Raw genomic sequence first — 23226 nt, forward strand, 5'->3', positions numbered from 1 at the left:
GCTTGCCGGGCCGGGCTGATGTTAAGATGCCATGATGACCCTATCCGTCTCCCTCATCATCAGCCTGCGCCGTTTGCACCGGGCCACCATGGCCTGGCTGGTCAGCTGGTGGCGCATGCTGCATTTCGCCATCCTCGTGTTTTCGCTGGCCCTGTCGCCGTCGAGCTATAACCGCGACAACCGCCCCATCCTCGCGCACCGCCTCGTGACGAACACGGCGCCGAACCTCGTGTGGTTCAGCGTCGCCTGCGCACTCGTCAGCCTGGTGCTCATCCGCATCGTCGTCGTCAGCGCGCAAAGCTATGGCCTGTCGCGCTATGCGCTGGAAATGGTGGTGCGCGTGCTGGTGCTGGAACTGATCCCGCTGACGGCCGCCCTGTTCGTCGCGCTGCGCCTGACTTTGCCCGACGGCATTGCGTTTGCGCAAATGCGCTCTTCCGGCATGCTCGATACCATGCAGCGCCAGGGCGTCGACCTGCTGCGCCGCGAATACTTTCCACGCGTCATGTCCGGCATCTTTGCCGTGTGGATGCTGGCCATCGTCAGCTGCGTCACCTCGCTGATCCTCGCCTACATCACCATCTACGGTTTTACGCCGTGGGCGCTGCAGGGCTATACGCGCGTCGTGGGACAGATCTTCAATCCGGCCGTGGCCCTGATCCTGATGCTCAAGGTCATCTTCTTCAGCTTTGCCGTGGCCCTGATCCCGCTGGCCTCTTCCTACTATCCGGACGAGCCGCACGGCCGGCGCAACCGCCTGTGGGCCGCGCATGGCCTGTCTGAAATGCTGCGCCTGTTTTCCGTCATCCTGCTGGTCGAAGTGGCTTCGCTGATGGGCAATTACTACTGATGCCCCGCCCGCCGCCGCCAGCCATCCCCGAACCACCCAAACGAGAGCCAGAAGCCATGAGCCAACCCCAAAATCCCGACCAGGTCGACGTGACGGCGCCCGCCGGTGTCGCGCAAGATGCCGTCCTGCCCGCCCCGCCGCCCGTGCGCCACGCGGAACTGAAGGCGGCCATTTTGCTCGTCTTCATGTTCGTGCTGGTGGTCGGCTCCGTCGTCTACCTGATGTATGCGCGCGGCGCCTTCGAAGCGACGCAGACGCTGGTGCTGACGGCCGACGATTCGGACGGCGTCGGCGTGGGCGCAGACCTGACCTTTTCCGGCTTTCCCATCGGCCGCGTGCAGCGCATCGAGCTGGCGCCGGACGGGCGCGCGCGCGTCATCATCGACGTGCCGCGCAAGGACGCGCACTGGCTGCGCACCAGCTCCATCTTCACCCTGGAACGGGGCATCGTGGGCGGCGCCAAGTTGCGCGCCTACAGCGGCATCCTGACGGACCCTCCCCTGCCTGACGACGCCACGCGCGACTTGCTGGTGGGCGACATGGCGGCGGAAATTCCCCGCCTGCTGGCCGCCGCCAAGGACTTGCTGAACAACCTGGGCAACCTGACGGGCAGCGATTCCGCGCTCGACGGCACCATGCGCAACGTGCAGGCCGTGACGGGCAAGCTGAGCGGTCCGGGCGGGGCCATGGGCTTGCTGACGGGCGACGACAAGCAGTCGCGCCTGCTGATCGAGCGGGCCAACGCCCTGCTGGTCACGGCCGACCAGCTGGCGCGCCGCACGGATGGCCTGGTGGCCAATGCCGATACGCGCGTCTTCGGCGACAAGGGCGTCATGACGGATGCGCAGGCAACCATCGTGCAGCTGAACGCCCTGCTGGCCGACACGCGCAACAGCCTGAAAAAAGTCGACGCCGTGCTGGTCGAGGCGCAAGCCGTGGGCGCCAACGCCAAGGCGGCCACGGCCGACCTGGGCCCGCTGCGCGCGGACGTGGAAAGCAATCTGCGCAAGGTCGAGCAGCTGGTCAATGAAATCAACCGCAAGTGGCCATTCAAGCGCAATCCGGAGATCAAACTGCCATGAGAAATATCAATATCCTCCTGTCTGCCCTGGCCATGACAGCGCTGGCCGCCTGTTCCAGCGGCCCGCCCGTGCCGGACTGGAAAATGAATGCGCAAAGTTCCGTCGAACGGTTTCAGGCGGCGTATTTGAACGGCAACGCCCTCGTCGAACAGACGGAATTCCGGCGCGCCCGCAGCCAGGTGGCGGGCACGGGCAAGCTCGAACTGGTGGCGCGCATCGAACTGCTGCGCTGCGCCACGCGCGTGGCCAGCCTGGCCTTCGAGGACTGCGCAGGCTTTGACGCCCTGCAAACCGACGCGACGGCCGCCGACCGCGCGTATGCGGCCTGGCTGGCCGGCAAGGCGCAAACGGCCGACGTCGCCCTGCTGCCGGAAGCGCAGCGCGCGGCCGCCGGCGCCGGCTCGGACACGGCCGCCGCCAGCGCCGTGGCCGCCATCAAGGACCCGCTGTCGCAGCTGGTGGCGGCCGGCGTGCTGCTGCGCGCCAGCCGCGCCACGCCGGAGCTGCTCGATACGGCCGTCGCCACCGCCTCGGACCAGGGCTGGCGGCGTCCGCTGCTGGCGTGGCTGGGCGTGCAGCGCCTGCGCGCCGAACAGGCGGGCGATACGCAGGCGGCGCAGCGCATCGCGCGGCGCATGGCGATCGTCGAACAGCCGCTGGCCCCCTGAGCGCGCCGCTGGCGGCCCAGGGCAGGCAGAATCAGGCATAATCGAGCGGGGATGACATCAAGGCCGTGCAGGCAGCGAGGTGTGACGATGCAGTTCGAGGATTTCGACCTTTCCACTCCCGATACCGGCCGGCATGCCGGGTCGGCGCCTGGCGATGACGCCTCGGCCGCCACGGCCGTGCGCCTGCAATACCTGCTCGACAATACCCCCTCCATCATCTATTGCACCGTGCCCAGCGGCGACTTCAAGATGACGTTCGTCAGCAACAATGCCCTCAATGTACTGGGCTACCAGCCCGAGGAAATGGTGGCCGACCCCAATTTCTGGTTCGACCACATCCACCCCGACGATGCGCCCGGCATCTTTTCCAGCCTGGCGCAGATCTTCGTCGAAGGCGCGCGCGCCTATGAATACCGTTTTCGCGTGCGCGACGGCAGCTATCTGTGGATGCACGACAGCCTGCGCCTCGTGCGCGACGAGCACGGCGTGCCGTTCGAGGTGATCGGCTCGCTGACGGACATCACGGAACGCAAGCGCATGGAAGCGATGCTGCAGGCGCGTGGCGAAGAGCAGCAACTACTGATCAGCAAGTTGCAGGAAGCGCACGACCAGCTGCTGCAATCGGAAAAGATGGCGTCCATCGGCCAGCTGGCGGCCGGCATCGCGCATGAAATCAATAACCCGATCGGCTTCGTCAATTCGAACATGAGTTCGCTGCAAGGCTATGTCGGCACCCTCTTCGACGTCATCGCGCAATACGAGGCGGCGATGGGCGAGCCGCTCGACGGCCCCGCCCTGGCCGACAGGGTGGCCCAGGTGCGCGCGCAGGCTGACCTGGCCTTCCTGCAGGACGACATCGGCGACCTGGTGCGCGAATCGATGGATGGCCTCAAACGCGTGCGCGACATCGTGCAGGCGCTGAAGGATTTTTCCCACGTGGGCGAGACGGACTGGCAAGTGGCCAGCCTGCATGCGGGCCTGGACAGCACCCTGAATATCGTCGCCAACGAATTGAAATACAAGGCGCGCATCGAGAAACACTATGGCGAGCTACCGCCGATACTATGCCTGGCCTCGCAGCTGAACCAGGTCTTCATGAACCTGCTCGTCAACGCGGGCCAGGCCATCGGCAGCGACGGCGTGATCAGCATCCGCACCGGCCACGCGGACGACTGGGTATGGGTGGAGATCGGCGATACGGGCGCCGGCATCGCGCCCGAGCACCTGAACCGCATCTTCGAGCCGTTCTTCACCACCAAGGCCGTGGGCAGCGGCACGGGCCTGGGCCTGTCGCTGTCGTACGGCATCGTCAACAAGCACGGCGGACGCATCGACGTGGCCTCGGAAGTGGGCCGCGGCACGCGCTTTACCGTGCACCTGCCGCTGCAGCCGCCGGGCGCCACGAACGCCTAGGCGTCTTTCGGCGGCGCGTACACGCGGATGCTCAGGCGCCCGCCATTCTTGCTTTCGAAGTCGAGCAGTTGGCTGATCACGCGGGCCGTCAGCACGTGTTCGGCCGCCAGCAGCATCAGGCCGTCGCGGCTGATCAGGTCGCGCGACAGCACCATGCCCGGCTCCAGCTGGCCCGACAGCACCGTCAGGTCGCGCGCCGGCGGTTCCGTCTCTTCCATGATGCCGCGGAAGGCGGCCACCACGGCCGGGTCGTAGCGCTTGCCGACGCTGTCGTAGATCAGGCTGCGGGCCTCGTCGGCGCGCAGGCTGCGCTGCACCATGGCGCCGATCTGCAAGCCGTCGTAATCGGACGCCAGCGCCAGGATGCGCGCGCCCAGCGGAATGGCCAGGCCCACCAGGCCATCGGGAAAGCCGCCGCCGTCGAAGCGCTCGAGCTGCGAGCGCAGGATCACGGAGACGGCGCGCAATTCCTCCAGCGCCATCAGCAGCTGTTCGGCGCGCAGCGGATGCTTGCGGAACGCGGCCAGTTGATCTCCCGTCCAGGCGCTGGCAGGCAATTCCAGCACGTCGTCGCTCAAGCTGAGCTTGCCAATATCCTTGAGCAGGGCCGCGATGAACACGTCGCGCGCCTCCTGCCCGTCCAGGCCCAGCGCCTGCGCCAGCTTGCGCGACAGCTCCGCCACCCGCCGCGCATGGCCAGCCAGCTTGCCGCCGCGCATCTCGATCAGGTTGGAAAACACCTTGATGGTCGTCACGAACGTGGCCTTCAGGCGCTCGTTGGCCGCCTGCACCTCGTCGTGCGACAGTTTCAGCTGCTGCGTGCGCGTGGCCACCTTCGCTTCCAGGCTGGCGTTGAGCGCCTGCAGTTCCACGTTCTGGCTGGCCGTCAGCGCTTCCAGCCGCCGTTTTTCCTCTTCCAGCGCGCGCCGTTCCAGCGCGTGGCGCACCACCAGCACGATATCGTTCTCGTCCCAGGGCTTGGTCACGTAGCGGTAGATCTCGCCCTGGTTGATGGCGTCGAGGATGGACTGGATATCGGCATAGCCGGTCAGCAGCAGGCGCATGGTGCCGGGCCAGCGCCGGCGCACCTGGGCCAGGAATTGCGCGCCATCCATGTGCGGCATGCGCATGTCGGAGATGACCAGGTCCACCGTCTCGCTCTCGAGCAGGGCCAGGCCGGCCGCGCCGCTCTCGGCCGTCAGCACGCGGTAGCCGTGCGGGCGGAACAGGCGGCGCAGCGACGACAGGATATTCGGTTCGTCGTCGACGCACAGGATGGTGGGTGGCGCGGTACTGGCGCTGGTGCTGATGCTCATGCTGTCCTGTTCGGTCATGGTGCGACGGCCTGCGCCTGGCGCACGGGCAAGGTGATGCGGAAGGTGGTGCCGCGGCCGATGACGCTGCGCACGTCGATGCGGCCGTGGTGTTTCTGCACCGTCGTGTAGGCCAGCGACAGGCCCAGCCCCGTGCCCTTGCCGACGGCCTTGGTGGTGAAGAAGGGGTCGAAGATGCGCGAAAGGTGTTCGGGCGCGATGCCGCCGCCCGTGTCCTCGACCTCGATCCACACTTCCGTGGCGTTGTCGCTGCCCGTGCGCAGGGTGATGCGTCCGCGCGCCTCGCCCATGGCGTGGGCCCCGTTGACGACCAGGTTCATGATCACCTGGTTCAGCTCGGAAGGCTGGCATTCGATATCGGGAATGTCGGCATATTCGCGCACCACGTCGGCCTTGTACTTGACCTCGTTGTTCACGATATTGAGCGTGGTATCGATGCCCTGGCGCAAGTCGGCCCAGACCCACTCCTGGTGCGCGTCCGTGCGCGAAAAATCCTTCAAGTCCTGCACGATGCGGCGCACGCGCGCAATGCCTTCCTTCGATTCGCCCATCAGCAGCGGTATGTCGGTGCGCAGGAAATCCAGGTCGATCTGCTCGCGCAGCGCCCGCAGGCGCGCCGCCACCACGGGGTCGGCGACGGCCGGCTCGGCTTCCTCATAGGCGTCCAGCATGGAAAACAGGTCGTCCAGGTAGCCTTCCAGCGTGCCGACGTTGGAAAACACATAGCCGATGGGATTATTGATCTCGTGCGCCACGCCGGCGGCCAGCTGGCCGATCGAGGCCAGCTTTTCCGACTGCAGCAGCTTTTGCTGGGCCAGCGACAGCTTGCTGTTCAATTCCGTCAAGGCCAGGTTGCGCTCGCGCAACTCGAGATCGGCGATCTGGCGCTGGCGGATATCGTCGGCCAGGCGCTCGTTCATTGCAGCCAGCTGGGCCGTGCGCTTGGCCACCAGATGTTCCAGGTTGTCGTGCGCCTTGCGCAGCGCCAGTTCCGCCAGACGCCGCTCGCTGACGTCGCGCAGGGTTTCGATGGCGCCCACCAGGCAGCCCTGGCGGTCGCGCAGGGGCGCCGCCGTGAAATGCAGCCAATGGCCGTCGGGGCCGATATCGGCAAAGAAGTCCTCGGCTTCGTAGGCGCCGGGGATCACGGAAGAGCGCTTCAGCTTGCCAAGATAGAGTTCATTTTCGCCGAATGCGATATCGTCGGCCACCAGCAAGTCGGCCAGGCAGGCGCGCGGCTGCGGATAAAACGCCTTCCAGTGGTCGCGCGTGCCGACCATCTCGGCGGCCGTGAAGCCCGTCAACTGTTCGCAGGCGCTGTTCCAGTGCGTGATCACGTGGTCCGTGTCGATGGCGAACGTGGCCACGGGATGGCCGTCGAAAAACGCCGACAGCGCGATGGAATCGGTCTTGCGGCGTTCCGGCGTGGCCGGCAGTGCCTGCCCTGCTTCTGTGTCCATGGCCTCAGTCCTGTTCATGCCAGCATGATCCGCGACATTTCATCGAAGGTGTGTTCCGTTTGCCGCAGCAGCGCCAGCCAGGCCGGCTCGTCCAGGGCGACGCTGCGCCAGCCCGTGGGCGACAGGGGCGGCACGAGCGCATCGTCGACGCCGGCCAAGTCGAGCGCCAGGGCGACGGCATTGGCCAGGTGCACGGCCAGCGGCAAGCCGCCCGCGTCCAGGCGGTCGATGGCGTGGTGGTCGGCCACCGCCTGTTGTATCGCGGCGGGAAACTTCCAGTAAGCGGCCAGGGCGCTGCCCACCTGCGCGTGATCGATGCCGATGACGGCCAGTTCCGCCTCGGCCATCTGGCAATCCTGCGCCTGGCGGTGGCTGCGCACGAGCGCGTGCTCGGCCGGGAAGCGCGTCACCAGCACCAGGGTGCCCAGGTCGTGCAGCAGTCCCGCCGTGAACGCCGTTTCGGGATTGACGCGCAAGTGCGGCGCCAGCAGGCGCGCGGCGATGGCCGTGGCCAGCGAGTGGCGCCAGAACGCCTGGAAATCGAAGCCGCCGCTGACGGGCGCGAAGCTGCCCGTCAGGGCGCAGGCCGTGACAACGGTGCGGATGCTGTGAAAGCCCAGCACGGAAACGGCTTGCGGAATGCTGGTGACCTTCGATTGCATGCCGTAGAACGAGGAGTTGGCAATGCGCAAGGTCTTTGCGGCCAGGGCCTGGTCCAGTTCGATCTTTTGCGCCAGCACATGCACGTCCGTGTCGTCCTGGTCCATACTCGACAGCAGTTCCAGCACCACCACCGGCAGCGAGGGCAGTTCCTGGATCTGGCGGATGATGTGTTCAAAACTGAGGCGTGTCATGCCGCGCCCCCTTGCCGGTAGCGCTGCAGCAGCGTCAGCAGTTCCGCACCCGCGGAGTCGGGCGGCGTGGCGCGGAACAGCACGGCCAGCCGCTCCAGGCGGCGCGCCCGTTCCTGCTCGGCATGCGCCTGCGCGGCGGGGTCCGGCTCCTCGTCCATGACGACGTGGCAGCGCTCCACATTGCGCCTGCGCAAGGCCGTCAGGTTCGCCGCCGTCAGCGTGGCGCCCTGGGCCAGCAACACGGCGCCGCTGGCGTCGTTCAAGGCTTGCGCCAGCACCATGCCTTCCTGCGCCTGCTCCATGGAAATCTCGCGTCCGCATGTACTCATGTACCCACTCCATGACGACTCAGGGTGACCAGGCTGCCGCGCGAGCGCGAATGCAAGCCCATCGGATGGACGGCCACGACATACGGCTGGCCATCGATGGCGGCCAGGCGGGGCGTGGCCTGCCCGTCGAACAGTTGCGGCAGGACGATCGCCGCCTCGTTGCCCAGCAAGGCCGCGCCCCGTTCGAACAGGCTGGCGGCCGCCCCGTTGATGAAGGCGATCATGCCGTCCTCGTCGAGCCCGATCACGGGCAGCGGCAGGAATTGCAGCACTTCGCGCGCAATGCCCAGGCTGACTTCATCGCGGCTGATCTGGTGCTGCTGCTGGCACACCAGCGCCTGCATGGCGGTATTGGCCGCGGCCAGCGCCTGGTTGACGTCGCGCAACTGCGCATTCAGGCGCACATTGTCGTCGTCGATGCCCTTCAGGCGAAACGCTTCGGCGATATGCTCGCGCAGCTGATGGTCTTCCCAGGGCTTGGTAAGAAACTTGAAAATGGCGCCCTCGTTGACGGCGTCCGTGACGGCCTGCAATTCGGTATAGCCCGAGAGCATGATGCGGATGGTCTGTGGACACAGCAGCTTGGCCTTGCGCAGGAAGTCGGCGCCCAGCATGCCGGGCATGCGCTGGTCCGACACGATGACGTCGACGGCATGGCTGGCCAGCACTTCCAGCCCTTCCTGGCCGCTGGCGGCCGTCAAAATATGGTAACCGTCGCGCCGCAGCAGGCGCTTCAGGGAAGCGAGGATATTCGGCTCGTCATCGACCAGCAGCAAGGTGCGCGGCGGCGCCACGGCGTCCGCCGCCACAGTCCCTGGCATACCATGCTCATCGTGCACATCCATCGGACCATCCTCTCATCGCCGCGGCGATATCGGAGCTTGCCTGGAGGGGGGATTTGCCGCGCGGGAGAGTCTTGCGCGGCAGCCAGCCTGCCTTGAAATTATACGACTAAATATTCCTCTATGGCACTTATCCGGCATTTATCCGGCACTTATCCGCGCCGTGCCGGACACGGCGTGTCGCGGTAAAACACAAAGCCGCCCAGGCCGATGGCTTGCGTGTCGGCTTTCACGGCGTACACCAGCGTGTTCCTGGCCGCCTCGACCCTCAGCAGGTTCTGGTGCAGCACCGTTTGCGCGTGCGCCAGTTCCAGCGACGGGGTCGGCGCCAGCTGCAAACGCAGTTCGGACGTGGCCCCATCATAGGCCCAGCGGCCTGGATTGAAGAAGGCGAAGCCGCCGTCGAAACGCAGGCTGCCATCCTTGAACTGGGTCAGGCAAATACCGGGAAATTCGCTGGGCGGGTTGTACCAGGTGGCGGCCACGGCGGCATCGGCCGGCGTCTTGCCCGGCATCTGCATGCCGGACGTGCCATGGTTGCCGCCCATGCCGGCGCAAGCGGCCAGCGCCGCGAGGCAGGCGGCAGCGGCCGCCCGTTTGATCATGATCCTGTGCATGCACGTCCCCTTGCTTTATAGAAACACAATCTTAGTCCGGGAAACGTGGCCGTTCAAGCGGCTAGCGCACATAAGGTGGATTTAATTGCCCTCGGCCGCCTTTGCCGCCAGGGCCGCCGCTTCGCGCAATTTGTCCTTCTTGCTCTTGCGCGCGCCTTTTACGCCGCCGTTGACCGTGTCGGTGACGGGATTCACGGGCGCGGGCAGCTCCGTCGGCTCGAAACCGGCCACCACTTCGCGCACGATGCGCAAGTCGTTGCGGTTTTCGATCAGGCGGAAATGCGCTTCCGTATCGGCCGTCACGAAACTGATGGCCGTGCCGCTTTCGCCGGCGCGGCCCGTGCGGCCGATGCGGTGCGTGTAGTCGACGGCCGAACGGGGCAAGTCATAGTTGACGACGGCCGGCAGGCCGGCGATGTCGATGCCGCGCGCGGCCACGTCGGTGGCCACCAGTACCTGCAAGCGGCACGCCTTGAAGTCGGCCAGCAGCTGGCTGCGCGTGCCCTGGCTGAATTCGCCGTGGAAGGCGCCCACGTGCAGGCCCGCGCGCTGCAGCTTGTCGGCCACGTGTTCGGCCGCGTACTTGGTGGCGACGAACACCAGCACGCGCTCCCACTGCTGCTGCAGGATCAGGTAGCGCAGCAGCTGCGTGCGGCGCGGCACGTCCACCGTGATGGCGCGCTGCACGATGTCGGGCTTGTCCTGCGGTTCGGACGCCACTTCGATGCGCACGGGTTCGCTGAGCAGGCCGTCGGCCAGCGCCTGCACGTTGTCGGGGAAGGTGGCGGAGAAGAACAGGTTTTGCCGCTGCTTGGGCAGCAGCGCCAGGATGGCGTTGATTTCCTCGCTGAAACCCATGTCCAGCAAACGGTCGGCTTCATCCAGGACGAACAGCGACACGCCGCCCAGTTTGACGGCATTCTGGCGCACCAGGTCCAGCAGGCGGCCCGGCGTGGCGACGACGATATCGGCGCCGCCGCGCAAGTCCATCATCTGCGGATTGATCGACACGCCGCCGAACAGCACGGAAATCTTCAGTTTGATCGGCAGCGGCTTGGCCAGCGCGTGCACCGTCTGCCCCACCTGCGCCGCCAGCTCGCGCGTGGGCACGAGGATCAGCGCGCGCACCTGGCGCGGGCCGGAAACGGGCGCCATCAGCGCCTGCAGCAGCGGCAGCGCATAGGCGGCCGTCTTGCCGGAACCCGTCTGCGCCGCGCCCAGCACGTCGCTGCCGCGCAGGATGGCGGGAATGGCGGCCGCCTGGATGGCCGTCGGCGCGGCATAGCCGGCCTTGTCGACGGCGCGGACCAGGGCGGGAATCAGACCCAGTGAGGAAAATGGCATAGCGGGCCTTCTTATTATTTAGTCATGAAGTGAGACCGGCCGCAATGTGCGGCCGGTCGGGATAGCGACAGTATAAAGCAGGCGCTTACTGCCTGGGCATTTGCAGCTTCGGGTGGCCCGTTTCATCGTAGCCCGGCATGCCGCGGCGGATCGCATGCGAAAAGTCCGCGTCGTCGTTGGCCGCCCGCGCGCGCGTCGTGACGTGGCCGCCATCGCGCAGCTGCTGGAAGGTCTGGCCGGGCACCAGGCCCTTGACGTCGAACAGGTAGCGGTCCAGGTAGCCCGAAGCCATCAGCCGGTAGTCGAGCGGCAGGCCCGGCACGGTACGGCGCACCATCTCGAAGACGATGGTGGTGCAGTTGGCCGTCAGGGTGTTGTAGAACTGCGGCTGGTTCTTCAGCGATTGCGCTTCGTCCAGGTAGGCGAGGAACAGCGAACGCATGGCCGCCTTGGGCATCATCACGCGGTACAGATGCATGTCCTCGCCCCGCGCATTCGTGCGCACGCGCAGGATGTCGCGCTCGTCGGCGGCGATCAGGCTCATCTCGAAATGCTTGAAAAAGCCGCCGATGGCGGAAAAGCTCTCGCCCTTTTCCTTGCGGATTTCGATGGAAAACGTCAAAAAGCGCCCGTCCGCAAAGCCGAACGAAATCAGGGTATGCGCGATGTACGGCCCCGTCCAGTACGACAGCGCCGTGTCCACCGTGCGCAGCTCGTCGAGGTCGTAGCTGCGCTGTTCCCACTTGACCGTGTAGTCGTCGTCGCTGCGCCAGTCGAAATTGCGCACATTGTCCAGCGTGACGGTGCTGCCCTTGACCGTGCCCGTGACGTTGCGCGCCACGTCGTCGGCCCACACGCGCTGCTGCTTCGGCGTGATCAGGCTCCACCACAGGAGCAGCAGGAGAAAACCGGCCGCATACGGCAGCAGCACGCGCGCATCGCCGCGCGTCCACCACAGCGCGATGCTGGCCACGCCCAGCGCGCCCCACAGCAGCGCGCCGATGGCTTGCGCGGCCGTGCCGCCGGACAACTGGTACCACAGCGCCAGCGCGCCCCACAGTGCGGTCAACAGGAGAATCAGGGAAACGGCCATTTTGCCGATACTGCCCAGCACGGAGCGGGCACGATGTGATAAGAAAGTCATGCCGCAATTATAGGGCCAAGCGCAGGAACAGGTACGTTCAGGCAAGTACCGCGGCAACAGGCCCCGACAGCGCAATCATTGCTTGCCTGCTAATTTATTTCATGAGAGCATATTGCCAAAATAAAATGTATAGACAAGGCGGCCTGTCATGGCGGCGCCTTGGCTTTCCCTGGAGATACCTTGCAGCCCCCTTCCCTGTACGCCCTTGCCGGCAGCCTCAATTCCCTCTTCATCGTCGTCAGCCTGTACGGCCTGTGGTCGCAGCTGCAAAAAATCTGGCAGCGCAAGCGCGATGCCGGCATCGGCGCCGGCAAGACGACCGACATCCTGTCCATCAACCAATTCACCGTCAGCTTCCTCGCGTATTGCGCGTTCTTTGTGTACGGCTACTCGATCACGCCGTTCAACCACTACATCGTCTGGCCCCGCCTGGTCGCCTCGCTGATCGCGCTGGCCATCCTGTATGAAATCCACCGCGACCGCCGCAGCTTGACATCGCGCAATGCGCTGCTGGCCTGCGCGCTATTGCTGGGCGCGGGCATGGCGGGGCTGGCCTTCGGCCCCACCTTCAGCGATGAAAAGCGCGTAATCTCGCAAGGCCTGCTCGTCGCCGTCACCGTGCTGCTGGCGCAGGGCTACGCGCACCAGATCCGCTTGATCTGGCGCTCCGGCAAGACGGGCGCCGTCTCCCTGAAAATGAGCCAGTTCATCCTCGCCATGGATGCCAGCACCATCTTCTTCGCCTGCGTCATGGGGCTGGAAACCGGCTGGCCCTTGCTGCTGCTGGCCTGCGTCAGCGCCACGACCAAGCTGGTCATCATGTGGCTGTTCCGCTGGGAAAAGAGCAGCCCCGCCGCGCAGGTGAAACGCCAGGCGCCGGCCTGAGCCTATTGCCCGCTCAGCGCGCGCATTTCCGCATACAGGTTCGCCTTGCCCTCGAAGCCGATGCCGACCAGGTCCGGCATGGTGATGTGGCCGTTTTCCACTCTGACGCCGTCGGGGAAGCCGCCGAACGGCTGAAATAAGTCCGGATACGATTCATTGCCGCCCAGGCCCAGCCCTGCCGCGATATTCAGGGACATCTGGTGGCCGCCATGCGGGATGCAGCGGCTGCGCGACCAGCCGTGCTGGTGCAACATGTCCAGGGTGCGCAGGTATTCCACCAGGCCGTAGCTGAGGGCGCAATCGAACTGCAGCCAGTCGCGGTCGGCGCGCATGCCGCCGTAGCGGATCAGGTTGCGCGCATCCTGCATGGAAAACAGGTTTTCGCCCGTCGCCATCGGCTTGTCGTAATAGCTGCGCAAGGTCGCTTGCAACTCGAAGTCGAGCGGATCGCCCGCCTCTTCATACCAGAACAGGTCGTACTGGCGCAGCGCCTTGGCGTAGGCGATCGAGGTGTCCAGGTCGAAACGGCCGTTGGCATCCACGCACAGCTTCTGGCCGTCCTGCAGCACGTCCATGATGGCGTCGATGCGGCGCAAGTCTTCATCCAGCGAAGCGCCGCCGATCTTTTTCTTGACCACCGTGTAGCCGCGGTCGATATAACTGCGCATCTCGTCCTGCAAAGCAGACAGGCTCTGGCCCGGATAGTAATAGCCGCCCGCCGCATACACGAACACTTTTTTGTCGGGCACGCCCGTGCCGTGGCGTTCGGCCAGCAGCTGGAACAGGGGCTTGTTCTCGATCTTCGCCACGGCATCCCAGATGGCCATGTCGATGGTGCCGATGGCTACCGAGCGCTCGCCGTGGCCGCCCGGCTTTTCATTGGTGTACATGCAATCCCACACCTTGTGCGGGTCGAGGTTGGCGCCGTCATCCGTCACGAGGCTGGCCGGATCGGCGTCGAGGATGCGCGGGATGAAGCGCTCGCGCATCAGCATGCCCTGGCCGTAGCGGCCATTCGAATTGAAGCCGTAGCCGACGACGGGCTTGCCGTCGCGCATCACATCCGTGACGACGGCCACCAGGCTTAACGTCATCTTGGTGAAATCGATGTAGGCGTTGCGGATGGGGGAAGAGATGGGGATGGTCTTTTCGCGGATCTCGACGATTTTCATGCGGGTCTCCTGTGCTTGAATGGTGACGCCAGCTTAACCGCGATACGTAATCGTATAATCGATAGTAATTTAAACCATTCTTCACTTGAAGTTAACAATGAAAAGCGACGCCACCACGGAAATGGCCTTCTTTGTGCTGCTGGCCAAGCTGGGCAGCCTGTCGGCCACGGCGCGCGAGCTGGGCATCACGCCGCCCGCCGTCAGCAAACGGCTGGTGCTGATGGAGCAGCGCCTGGGCGTGCGCCTGCTGAACCGCAGCACGCGGCGCATCAGCCTGACGGGCGATGGCGAAAGTTATCTGCAGCAGGCGCGGCAGATCCTCGACGATATCCGCGCCATGGAAGAGTCGCTGGCCAGCGGCAGCGCCGAACCCAAGGGGTTGCTGCGCGTGAATGCCACCTTGGGTTTCGGCCGCACGGTGATCGCGCCCCTGCTGTCGCAATTCGCCCTGCGCCACCCGCAGCTGGAAGTGCAGCTGCAGCTGACGGACAGCCCCATCAACCTGGTCGAGCAGGCGTACGACCTGGGCATCCGCTTCGGCGACTTGCCCGACACGCGTTTGTCGGCGCGCAAGATCATGTCGAACCGGCGCTTTCTGTGCGCCTCGCCCGCCTACCTGCAGGCGCACGGCACGCCGCGCACCCCGGACGAGCTGGCGCAGCACCGCTGCATCGTGCACCGGCAAAACGATGACGCCTACGGCATCTGGCGCTTGAGCAAAGGGCGTGCCACCCACACGGTGAAGGTGCGCGGCACGGTGGCCAGCAACGATGGCGACGTGGTGCTGGGCTGGGCCCTGGACGGGCACGGCATCCTGCTGCGCTCGGAATGGGACCTGGCCCGCTACCTCGACAGCGGCCGCCTGCGCGTGGTGCTGGACGATTACGCGCTGGCGCCGGCCGACCTGTACGCCTATTATCCGAGCCGCCACCAATTGCCCGCCAAAGTGCGCGCTTTTATCAATTTTCTCATCCAGCAGCTGCAGCCGGACGCGGCTACCGCAGGCAAATCGGGTTACACTACAATATTGCGATATGGCAATATTATGAAGGAGTAGGTTTTGCTAGTCATACTCGGATTTCTCGTCGTGCTGTTTTCCGTCTTCGGCGGCTTCGCCATGCAGGGCGGCCATTTGGCGGCCCTGTTCCAGCCGCTGGAACTGCTGATGATCGGCGGCGCGGCGCTGGGCACCTTCTTTGTCGGCAACGACGCCAAGGCCATCCGCGCCACGTTCGCGGCCATCCCCACCCTGTTCCACGGCTCGCAATACACGAAGGCGCGCTATATGGAACTGATGGGGCTGATGTATGAAATCCTCAGCAAGATCCGCAAGGAAGGCTTGATGTCGGTCGAGGACGATATCGACGACCCGTACCGCAGCCCCATCTTCGTGAAATACCCGTACACGCTCGGTGACGAGCACATCCTGGAATTCATTACCGATTATCTGCGCCTGATGGTGTCGGGCAATATGGATGCTTATCAGATCGAAAACCTGATGGATAACGAGATCGAGACGCACCATGAAGATGCGGAAATGCCGATCCAGACGATTTCGCAGCTGGCCGACGCCATGCCCGCCTTCGGCATCGTGGCCGCCGTGATGGGCGTGGTACACACGATGGCCTCCGTCGGCTTGCCGCCGGCCGAGCTGGGCGTGCTGATCGCGCAGGCGCTGGTGGGCACCTTCATCGGCATCCTGCTGGCCTATGGCTTCATCGCGCCGCTGGCCAGCTTGCTGCGCCGCAAGCACCATGAAACGGCAAAGATGTACCAGTGCGTGAAAGTGACCCTGCTGGCCAGCCTGAACGGCTACGCGCCGGCGCTGGCCGTGGAATTCGGCCGCAAGGTCATTTCCGCCACGGAACGCCCCTCGTTCAGCGAACTGGAAAACCACGTGCGCCAGGTGCGCACGAAAAACTGATACGGCCCGTTTGCTTCAAGCTTCCGGCGCCGTCCAGACCAGGTTCCACAGGTGGCCATCGATATCCTCGAAGCCCTGGTCATACATGAAGCCATGGTCTTCCGGCGGATGCGGTATGCGGCCACCGGCGGCCTTGGCCCTGGCGATCAGGCTGTCCACCTCTTCCCGGCTTTCGCAACTGAGGCAAATGACCACTTCATTGGCCTCCTTTGCCTTCGCCACCGGCTTGCCGATCAGGGACTGGAAGAAGGCTTCGGTCGTCAGCATGGCCTGGATGGTGTCGTCGACGATGTTCATGAAGGCCGCGTTCTCGCCGCTGAAGCGGGAATTGAAGGTAAACCCGAGGGCGGAAAAGAAGGCCCTGGATTTCTCCAGGTCCTTCACGGGCAGGTTGAGGATGATCTGTTTGTTCATGGCGCTTCCTTGTTTCCCTGGTGAAAGTGGAATGGGCAACCGGTGCGCCGTCCCGGCGACGGGTGGCGGCATACCAAATTGACACGCTGGCGAAAAAAGAACCCCTCCAGAATATCAACAAATGACAAGGAAAGGCGCAGACCATGCTCAGGACTTGCTCCCGAGGCTGGCGGCGGCGCTGGCGCGGGCCAGGCTTGAGCGTGCGCCAGCCACCGCGCGCAGGCGCTCTTCAAGGTAGGCGCTCACGCGGGGATGCTGGCTGAAGGCGACGTTGAAGCGGATGTGCTGGTCGGGCGTGTCGTTGGCCGAGAAGGCGGCGCCGCGCATCAGCAGGATCTTGTTGCGGTAGGCGTCCTGCACCAGCAAGTCCACGTCCAGCCCTTCGGGCATGCTGCCCCACAGGAAAATGCCGGCGTCGCCGGGTTGCTCGAACAGCACGCCGGCCGCGCTCAATTGCCGCGTGCTGGCGTTGCGCGCCACCATGATCTTGCGTTGCAGCCGCTCCAGGTGCTTGCGCAGGTTGCCGGCCTTGAGCACTTCCAGCAAAACGTATTCGTTCAGCGCAGGCAAAGTCATGATGGCGTGGATCTTGGTGCGCATCAGCAGCTTGAGCAAGGCGGGCGCCGCGGCCAGGTAGCCCATGCGCAGGGCCGGGCTCAGCGCCTTGCACAGGCTGGAGTAGTAGATCACACCGTCCAGTCCGGACAGCGATGCCAGCCGCGTGCTGTGGCCGGGCTGGAAATGGCCGTGCACGTCGTCTTCGGCGATCAGGAAGCCATGCTGCTGCGCCATGATCAGCACCTTGTGCAAGTTGGCGGCGCTGCTGCTCCACCCGGTGGGGTTGTGCAAGGCCGTCTGCACGAACAGCAGGCGCGGACGGTGCGCGCGGCAGGCCGCTTCCAGTTCGTCCAGGTCGAGGCCATCGGGGCGGCGCCTGATGGGCACCAGGCGCACGCCGTCCTGGCGCAGCCTGCCGAACATCAGGAAATATCCGGGGTCTTCCACCAGCACCGTATCGCCGGGCTGCAAAAACGTGCGGCAGATCAGATCGATTGCATGGGTGCCGCCGAACGTGGTGAGGATGTGGCTGGCGTCCGCGGCGACGCCGATGCCGCGCAACAGCAGCGCGATCTGCTCGCGCAGTTCGGCCAGCCCTTGCGGCGGACAGCGCGAGGCCATGCCGGCCGCGCTGCGCGCCAGGCCGCGCTGCACGGCGGCCGCCGGCAGCGCATCCTGCAGCCAGGTGGGCGGCAAGGCGCCGCTGCTGGCCAATATCACGCCCGGACGCTGGTCGTTCACTTGCTGGCTCAGCCACACCGGCTCCTGCTCCTGGCCCGCTTCCAGCGCCACCTCGTCGGGAATGGCGCTGCCGGCGTCAGCTGGCGTGCAAACGAAGAAGCCCGTCGTGCCGTGGGTATCGATGACGCCTGCGGCCACCAGCCTGTCGTACGCCACCACCACGGTGTTGGTGCTCACCGCGAGCTGCGTGGCGAGCTGGCGGATCGACGGCAGCCTGGTCCCGCCGGGCAGGACGCGTTGCGCGATCTGCTGGCGCAATGCGGCCTCGATCTGCTGGAACAGGGCGATGGGCGAGGAGCGGTCGATGGCGAACATGGGTGGCAGTCTAGCGCAAAAACAGCACGGCGAGGACCAGCAGGACGGCCCCCATCGCCAGATTGAAGATGCGCTGGTTGCGGGGCGCTTTCAGCACGCTGCGGATCGAGACGCCGAACAGCGCCCACATGGCGTTGCACGGCGTGCCCACCACGGTGCCGGTCGCGGACACCAGCAGCGCGCTGGCGAGCATATTGCCCTGCGCAGGCATGAAGACGGACGCCATGGTGACCGCCTTGAGCCAGCTCTTGGGATTCAGCGCCTGAAACAGCGCCGCCTGCGCAAACGACACGGCCTTCGGCGCGCTGCTTCCCGCCACCGAGGCGCCGGCCAGCTTCCAGGCCAGGAATATCAGGTACAGCGCGCCCGCGATCCGCAGCACCTGCTGCGCCATCGGGTACGCGACGAACACGCTGCCCAGCCCCACGCACATGAGCACGGTCTGCACGAAGATGCCGGCCTGGATGCCGAGGATCACCGGCAGCGCGCCGCGATAGCCGAAATTGGCGCCGGTGGTGGCCAGCATGACGTTGTTCGGTCCGGGCGTGGCGGACATCACGAAGCAATAGCTCATCAGGGGCAAGAGTTCGGTCATGGCAGGCAGTCGCAAGGTGGAGAAGGCCCCAGTCTAGAAGCGCGGCACGCCAGGGACAAGGCACAAGGCGACGCATACAAGCACATGCTGTATCAGTCGAACGACTGCTACAGCGCCCCCCCCCGCCCGGACAAGCATGCGGAAAGCTCTGTTCGCGGCCTGAAGCGGACACCGTCTGCGTCAGCCCGGGGAATCGATGCGTTTGTCCAGCGGCTTCGCGTGGAGGGCATCGGCGGCCCGATCCACGAATTGCCTCACGTCCCCCACCTCGGCAAACAAGCCGGCGTAGGCCGCCCGTATCAGCACCGTGCACTGCCCGAATTTCGCCAGCTGCGACAAACCCTCATCAGTGGGCATGAATACCCGTCGCCGGGCATCATTGTCATCGTTCCGATGCTGTATCAGGCCCAGGCGGAGCAGCTTGGGTATCTTTTGCATGACCAGCTGGTGCGAATGTCCGAGTTCGCGCGCCAGGTCCGAGGCCGAGGCCGTGCCGAGCGTCGCAAGAACAGTCATCAGCGAACACGAACGCACCGGGATGACGATCCCCATCGTGTCGAAGACGGTCTTGGATTGCTCAGCGATCAGGACGCTCAGCCGTTCGATGGCGCGGCCGAGAAACACGGCGTCATCGATCGCGGCCGGGTGAGATGTCTTCTCAGTCAAGGCGCTTGTACCTCTGGATGCTGCCGTCCTGGTTCACGCGTTCCAGCGCCGTCACTTTCCCGCGCGAAACATTCAAGCGGTATCGAAAATCCGACACGCCTTCCACCGCAAACAGGTCGGGACCGATCGGCTCCAGCGCGACGCGAAACCGGTCGCGCCAGATAGTGTAGAGCGCGCCCTTGTCCAGGACAAGCTGGCGGCCTTCATATTTTCCGGCGGCTTGCGTCAACAGCCCAGCATCGACATGCGGGCGCTCGATCGCTGCCGTCAAGCTGGGGAGCAGCCAGGCAAGTTCGGTTCGCCTGGCCTCATCGGTCTTCGCCAGATGTTCAAGCGCCAGCTTGTGCGCCAGAGGCAGCGCGCGGATGGACGGGCTTGGAATATCGGGTTGCACGCCGGTTCCTTCGAAATCGCCATGGTCCACGGGATCCTGGATCTGGCCGATCGGCACTTGCACGAAGAACTCGTCGTTGAGCGGCTTGCGTGCCACCGGATGCGCACCACCGGCGGTGCGCTCCCCGATCAGCGTCGCTCGCCCGAGCTTCTTCATCGCATAGGAAAACCATTCTGCGGAGGAAAACGACGTGGAGCCGGTCAGGATATACACGGGCTTGTCCACCATGCGCTTGCCCGGCAGGCCCGGCAGCACCCATTGCCCGCGCTGGATACGCTTGCCATCCTCGTTATAGTAATAGTCAAAGAGCAGCTGGTCTTTCTCGCTGGAGAAGAAATAGCTCGCCAGAAACTGCGCCATTTCCAGATGTCCGCCATTGTTATAGCGCAAATCGATGATGAGGGCGTCCGTATTGCCGACGAAGCGCATAACGGACGCCGCCGTATCATGGGCAAGTTCCGGATCGGCAAAATAGCTGAAGCGTAGATAGCCGATATTTCCCTTCAGGCGAGCGACCTCGTCGAAACCGAAATTGGTCTCCTCCAGCCTGCTCAATTCTTCTTTGCGTATCTTGGCCTTGAGCGTCGGGTCGGCCTTTGCCTTGAATTCCGCGATCCATGCTGGGTCGGCGCCCACGAAGAAATGCAGGTCGCCGCTGACTTTGACGAGGTCGTCCGTCAGCTTGCCCGCAAACTCTGCCTGCGTCGTCGCCGAGTCATAATCGCCCTTGGTCAGATGCTCCTGAAGCACCGGCGCAATTTTTCTTGCGATGTCCGGAAACGCGTAGTTTGCATTCAAGGTGCTATTGAGGGAGGCGATGATCTCGCTCTTTTCATTGCGCGAAAGGCCAGGCTCCCCGGCAAAGGCGCCCGGTGCGCACATGATGGACAAGGCCGACAGCGTTTGAAGCAGACATAAGTGATAACGCATTCTGATGTTCCCCCTCGGTGAAATCCAATCATACAATATATTGCGCAACATATTGCAGAAAAATCAAATCACCTCGATGAGGGAAGCAGACAACCTCCGCTTCCGTCCGATCTGCTCTCGCCAGAAGGGCGCTTCGGCCAGCGCTGTCAGATTCAACGCTTCAGTGGCAGCCTCCGGCCGGCCATCGTCATTCGCAGCTTCCGCCGATACGGGACCGTCGGAATGATGCAGTGCACGACGTTGCTGCCTTCAGGGCACGCTGGCGGTTCGGTCCCGCGCTGCAAGCCGCGCTGCAAGCCCCGCTGCGCGCCCTCCTCGTGCCATCTACGGGGCCGGCGCCGTTTCATCCGGGCAGCTGACCTCGTCCTCCGGCGTATACAAGGTCATCGGCACGCGCTGGCCATCCACTTCCAGCTCGCGTACCTTCGGCGTCACCAGCTGGAACTGGCCCGCTTGCAGCTTCTCGCGCAGGGGCTTGCAGCGCAGGGCATCGGTGGGGATTTGCCCGCGCGCCGTCCAGCTGCCGTCTTCTTTTTCCGCCAGCAACACCGACGAGGCGCGCGGATCATTGCTGATCAGCAACACGTCCTGCTTACCGTCGCCATCGAAATCGAGCAGGTAGGCGTCGCACTGCGGCCCTGCCCGCTTCAAGCAGGCGGGCAGGCGCCAGGCGGGGCCCACTTGCGTCCAGTCCTGGCGCAGGAAACTGTCCGGCAGCTTCGCCGTCGCCGGACGCAGGGTCAGGTTGATCGACACGTCGCTCAGCGCGCCCGTCTCGTCGAGGCGATTCTGGCGCTTGAGCATGGCGTCGGCGCGCGCCCGCACGATGGCCGCATCCGGGCCCGTCGTGCGTTTCGTCAATTCCTGCAGGGCCGCCTGGCCATAGCGGGCACCCTGGAAGCGCAGGTATTCGAAATCGAACTTGTCCACGCCCACCTTGCCGCTGTCCAGGCGCGCCATCTGGCTGGCCACGGAAATGCGCGCCGGGTCCGCCAGCGGCGAGAACAGGGCGAACAGCACCAGCAGGGTCACGAAGGCGGTGGCCACGTTGACGTTGGCGATCAGGTGCAGCCAGTCGCCATACTTGCTGGCCGCCCAGGCATAGCCGGCCGCGTAGCAGGTGGCGACCAGCAGGCAGGCGGCAGCGATCAGGCGGTCGGACGTCCAGCCGTGCGACATCACGCGCAAGGTCAATGCATAGATGGCGATGCCCACCACCCATGGCAGCAGCAGGCAAGCCAGGCGCGTGCCCAGGCGGATGCCGCGCGCCACGCCATGGCCCACTTCGCCGTTCTGGAAGGCGGCATTGATCAGCACCACCAGCACGCCGGCCATGCCCAGCAGCACGGACGCCGCATGGCGCGTGGCCCACAGGCGCTCGAAGCCGATGAAAGGCAAGGTCAGCAGGAAACCGGAGACGAGCACGGCGGCGATCGGCATCAGCCACGACAGCAGCACCAGCAGCAAGGTGCGGATGCCCCGCACGATGGATGGGCGCACGTCGGTGATGTGGATGGCAAATGAAAACGCGAAGCAGATGACGGGAATCACGAACCAGGCCTGGCCCAGCAGCTTTTTCAGGAAACTGAGCTTAATCAGCAGGAACAATTGCCCGCCCAGCCACAGCACCAGCCACAGGCCCAGCACGAACAGCAGGGAAAACAGCAGCTGGATGCCCAGCTTCCAGGCGATTTCAAAGTAGGTCGGGTAGCGGGCGATGCGCCGGCCATCCTGGGCGCTGGCCAGCACCAGCGCGTGGGCGATATAAAACCCCACCACGCAAAAACCGAACAGCTGGGCGGAAATCACGCGCAGCGGCGCGCCCGGCTTGTAGTTGCCCCAAATCACGTGCTCAGCGCCACGCGCCACGTCGTGCCAGGCCAGCACGGCCAGCACGACGGCCGCGCCGGCCATCCACAGGGCGATGCGCTTGAGGGACATGTGGCCCAGGCTGGACACCAGCAGGATGGGCAACAGCAAGCTGATCAGCATCAACGGACCCAGCAGGTAGGCTTCCGTGGCGGGCCACACCTTGTCTTGCGCCGTGCTGTACAGCCAGTACAGCAGCAAGCCTTGCAGCAGGCCCGTCACCAGGCGCGTCACCGCGATACGCGGCGCCACCACCGGATCGAGCAACGCCATGTTTTTTCCTGCGGCATCCTGCTGCATAGTCATTCCCTTAATAGTCGTTCATTGCAGTCATTGTTGCACTGCGAGCACGGCCATTATTGCATTTCGTTATCGTCATCTCAACAGCGATTCGCGCGCGCGCCCTTCCGGCCCACCCTCGCTGCGGCGCACCGGCAAGCTTTGCGCGAGGCCCCAGGCCAGCTCCGGCACGAGGAATAGCCACAGCAGGGGCTGGCCCGTCATGAGCAAGGCCCACGCCATCCAGGTGGAAAACAGGTAGCGGGCCACGGCGTCGTAGCGGCCGAAGCGCGGCTGCGGATCGAGCATGCGCAGCACCGACCAGACCATCACCACGCTGCCCATCATGCTGCTGATGAGCAAATGCAAGGGTTCGAACACAGGCAGTGGCGCGCCGCCCAGGCCTAGGTTGAGGGCATTCAAGTGCTCGCGCATGAGCAGGAACGTCCACGGCGTGGTAAACGGGGCAATCATGAGCACATCGTAAATGGCGCTGGCGCGCACCACGCGGCGGAAGGCGGAAACGGACAACATGGCAACTCCTGTG

The 23226-nt window shown here is 64.8% G+C and carries 23 protein-coding genes; 7 read left to right on the top strand and 16 right to left on the bottom strand.

The window, feature by feature from the left end; translation table 11 throughout:
- Positions 1-31 precede the first annotated feature (31 nt).
- From O3299_RS11640 to O3299_RS11655, 4 genes are all read left to right on the top strand, one after another.
- A complete protein-coding gene (locus tag O3299_RS11640) occupies positions 32-850 on the top strand; it encodes an ABC transporter permease (protein ID WP_369811429.1) in 819 nt (272 codons plus the stop codon).
- A 56-nt stretch (positions 851-906) separates the two neighbouring features.
- Positions 907-1932, top strand: coding sequence for an MlaD family protein (locus tag O3299_RS11645; RefSeq protein ID WP_099667239.1), 1026 nt, complete (start codon positions 907-909; stop codon positions 1930-1932).
- On the top strand, positions 1929-2600 hold the full coding sequence (locus tag O3299_RS11650) for a hypothetical protein (protein ID WP_305062368.1): 672 nt from the start codon (positions 1929-1931) through the stop codon (positions 2598-2600). The genes O3299_RS11645 and O3299_RS11650 overlap by 4 nt, the downstream gene beginning before the upstream one ends.
- 87 nt (positions 2601-2687) lie before the next feature.
- Positions 2688-4013, top strand: a complete 1326-nt coding sequence (locus O3299_RS11655; protein ID WP_289917854.1) for an ATP-binding protein — start codon at positions 2688-2690, stop codon at positions 4011-4013.
- Here O3299_RS11655 and O3299_RS11660 read toward each other — a convergent pair.
- The 8 genes from O3299_RS11660 to O3299_RS11695 all read right to left on the bottom strand — a co-directional run bounded on the left by O3299_RS11660 (position 4010) and on the right by O3299_RS11695 (position 11937).
- Positions 4010-5347: an HD domain-containing phosphohydrolase gene (locus O3299_RS11660; protein ID WP_305062369.1), complete on the bottom strand. Its 1338-nt coding sequence runs from the start codon at positions 5345-5347 to the stop codon at positions 4010-4012. The two genes, O3299_RS11655 and O3299_RS11660, sit on opposite strands and share 4 nt — an antisense overlap.
- The gene (locus O3299_RS11665; protein ID WP_305062370.1) at positions 5344-6807 is read right to left on the bottom strand and encodes an ATP-binding protein; all 1464 of its coding nucleotides are present in this window, start codon (positions 6805-6807) and stop codon (positions 5344-5346) included. The genes O3299_RS11660 and O3299_RS11665 overlap by 4 nt, the downstream gene beginning before the upstream one ends.
- A 14-nt stretch (positions 6808-6821) precedes the next feature.
- A complete protein-coding gene (locus O3299_RS11670) occupies positions 6822-7661 on the bottom strand; it encodes an HDOD domain-containing protein (protein ID WP_099667234.1) in 840 nt (279 codons plus the stop codon).
- A complete protein-coding gene (locus O3299_RS11675) occupies positions 7658-7990 on the bottom strand; it encodes a hypothetical protein (protein ID WP_305062371.1) in 333 nt (110 codons plus the stop codon). The genes O3299_RS11670 and O3299_RS11675 overlap by 4 nt, the downstream gene beginning before the upstream one ends.
- Entirely contained in the window at positions 7987-8811 is an 825-nt protein-coding gene (locus O3299_RS11680; protein ID WP_305062372.1) for a response regulator, read from the bottom strand. Before O3299_RS11680 ends, O3299_RS11675 begins: the two co-directional genes overlap by 4 nt.
- Positions 8812-8984: 173 nt before the next feature.
- Entirely contained in the window at positions 8985-9449 is a 465-nt protein-coding gene (locus O3299_RS11685; protein ID WP_289910749.1) for a hypothetical protein, read from the bottom strand.
- 81 nt (positions 9450-9530) lie between these two features.
- On the bottom strand, positions 9531-10793 hold the full coding sequence (locus O3299_RS11690) for a DEAD/DEAH box helicase (RefSeq protein WP_305062373.1): 1263 nt from the start codon (positions 10791-10793) through the stop codon (positions 9531-9533).
- Between the two features lie 85 nt (positions 10794-10878).
- Positions 10879-11937 (bottom strand): DUF4105 domain-containing protein, encoded by a 1059-nt coding sequence (locus tag O3299_RS11695; protein ID WP_305062374.1) that lies wholly within the window; start codon positions 11935-11937, stop codon positions 10879-10881.
- Positions 11938-12117: 180 nt separating this feature from the next.
- Here O3299_RS11695 and O3299_RS11700 point away from each other — a divergent pair, with 180 nt between their 5' ends.
- Entirely contained in the window at positions 12118-12822 is a 705-nt protein-coding gene (locus O3299_RS11700; protein ID WP_305062375.1) for a hypothetical protein, read from the top strand.
- Positions 12823-12824: 2 nt separating this feature from the next.
- On the opposite strand, the gene O3299_RS11705 is transcribed toward O3299_RS11700, so the two are convergent.
- The gene (locus O3299_RS11705; RefSeq protein WP_305062376.1) at positions 12825-13994 is read right to left on the bottom strand and encodes a mandelate racemase/muconate lactonizing enzyme family protein; all 1170 of its coding nucleotides are present in this window, start codon (positions 13992-13994) and stop codon (positions 12825-12827) included.
- Between the two features lie 97 nt (positions 13995-14091).
- Between O3299_RS11705 and O3299_RS11710 the strand changes: the two genes are divergently transcribed.
- Positions 14092-15051 (top strand): LysR family transcriptional regulator, encoded by a 960-nt coding sequence (locus tag O3299_RS11710; protein WP_289904290.1) that lies wholly within the window; start codon positions 14092-14094, stop codon positions 15049-15051.
- Between the two features lie 3 nt (positions 15052-15054).
- Complete coding sequence (motA, locus tag O3299_RS11715; RefSeq protein ID WP_077406831.1) at positions 15055-15918, top strand: flagellar motor stator protein MotA; 864 nt, start codon at positions 15055-15057, stop codon at positions 15916-15918.
- A 15-nt stretch (positions 15919-15933) separates the two neighbouring features.
- Here motA and O3299_RS11720 read toward each other — a convergent pair whose 3' ends face one another.
- The 7 genes from O3299_RS11720 to O3299_RS11750 all read right to left on the bottom strand — a co-directional run bounded on the left by O3299_RS11720 (position 15934) and on the right by O3299_RS11750 (position 23213).
- Positions 15934-16332 (bottom strand): VOC family protein, encoded by a 399-nt coding sequence (locus tag O3299_RS11720; protein WP_289904288.1) that lies wholly within the window; start codon positions 16330-16332, stop codon positions 15934-15936.
- 147 nt (positions 16333-16479) lie between these two features.
- On the bottom strand, positions 16480-17946 hold the full coding sequence (locus O3299_RS11725) for a PLP-dependent aminotransferase family protein (RefSeq protein ID WP_305062377.1): 1467 nt from the start codon (positions 17944-17946) through the stop codon (positions 16480-16482).
- Positions 17947-17956: 10 nt separating this feature from the next.
- Positions 17957-18541: a LysE family translocator gene (locus O3299_RS11730; RefSeq protein ID WP_289904286.1), complete on the bottom strand. Its 585-nt coding sequence runs from the start codon at positions 18539-18541 to the stop codon at positions 17957-17959.
- 180 nt (positions 18542-18721) lie between these two features.
- The gene (locus O3299_RS11735) at positions 18722-19207 is read right to left on the bottom strand and encodes a MarR family winged helix-turn-helix transcriptional regulator (RefSeq protein ID WP_305062378.1); all 486 of its coding nucleotides are present in this window, start codon (positions 19205-19207) and stop codon (positions 18722-18724) included.
- A complete protein-coding gene (locus O3299_RS11740; RefSeq protein ID WP_305062379.1) occupies positions 19200-20531 on the bottom strand; it encodes a S41 family peptidase in 1332 nt (443 codons plus the stop codon). Before O3299_RS11740 ends, O3299_RS11735 begins: the two co-directional genes overlap by 8 nt.
- A gap of 324 nt (positions 20532-20855) precedes the next feature.
- Positions 20856-22673 carry a DUF4153 domain-containing protein gene (locus O3299_RS11745; protein WP_305062380.1) on the bottom strand — a complete coding sequence of 606 codons (1818 nt, stop codon included), beginning with the start codon at positions 22671-22673 and terminating at the stop codon, positions 20856-20858.
- Between the two features lie 102 nt (positions 22674-22775).
- Positions 22776-23213: a hypothetical protein gene (locus O3299_RS11750; RefSeq protein WP_305062381.1), complete on the bottom strand. Its 438-nt coding sequence runs from the start codon at positions 23211-23213 to the stop codon at positions 22776-22778.
- Between the last annotated feature and the right edge of the window lie 13 nt (positions 23214-23226).

It is taken from the genome of Janthinobacterium sp. SUN176, from assembly GCF_030587335.1.
Lineage (GTDB): Bacteria > Pseudomonadota > Gammaproteobacteria > Burkholderiales > Burkholderiaceae_D > Janthinobacterium > Janthinobacterium kumbetense.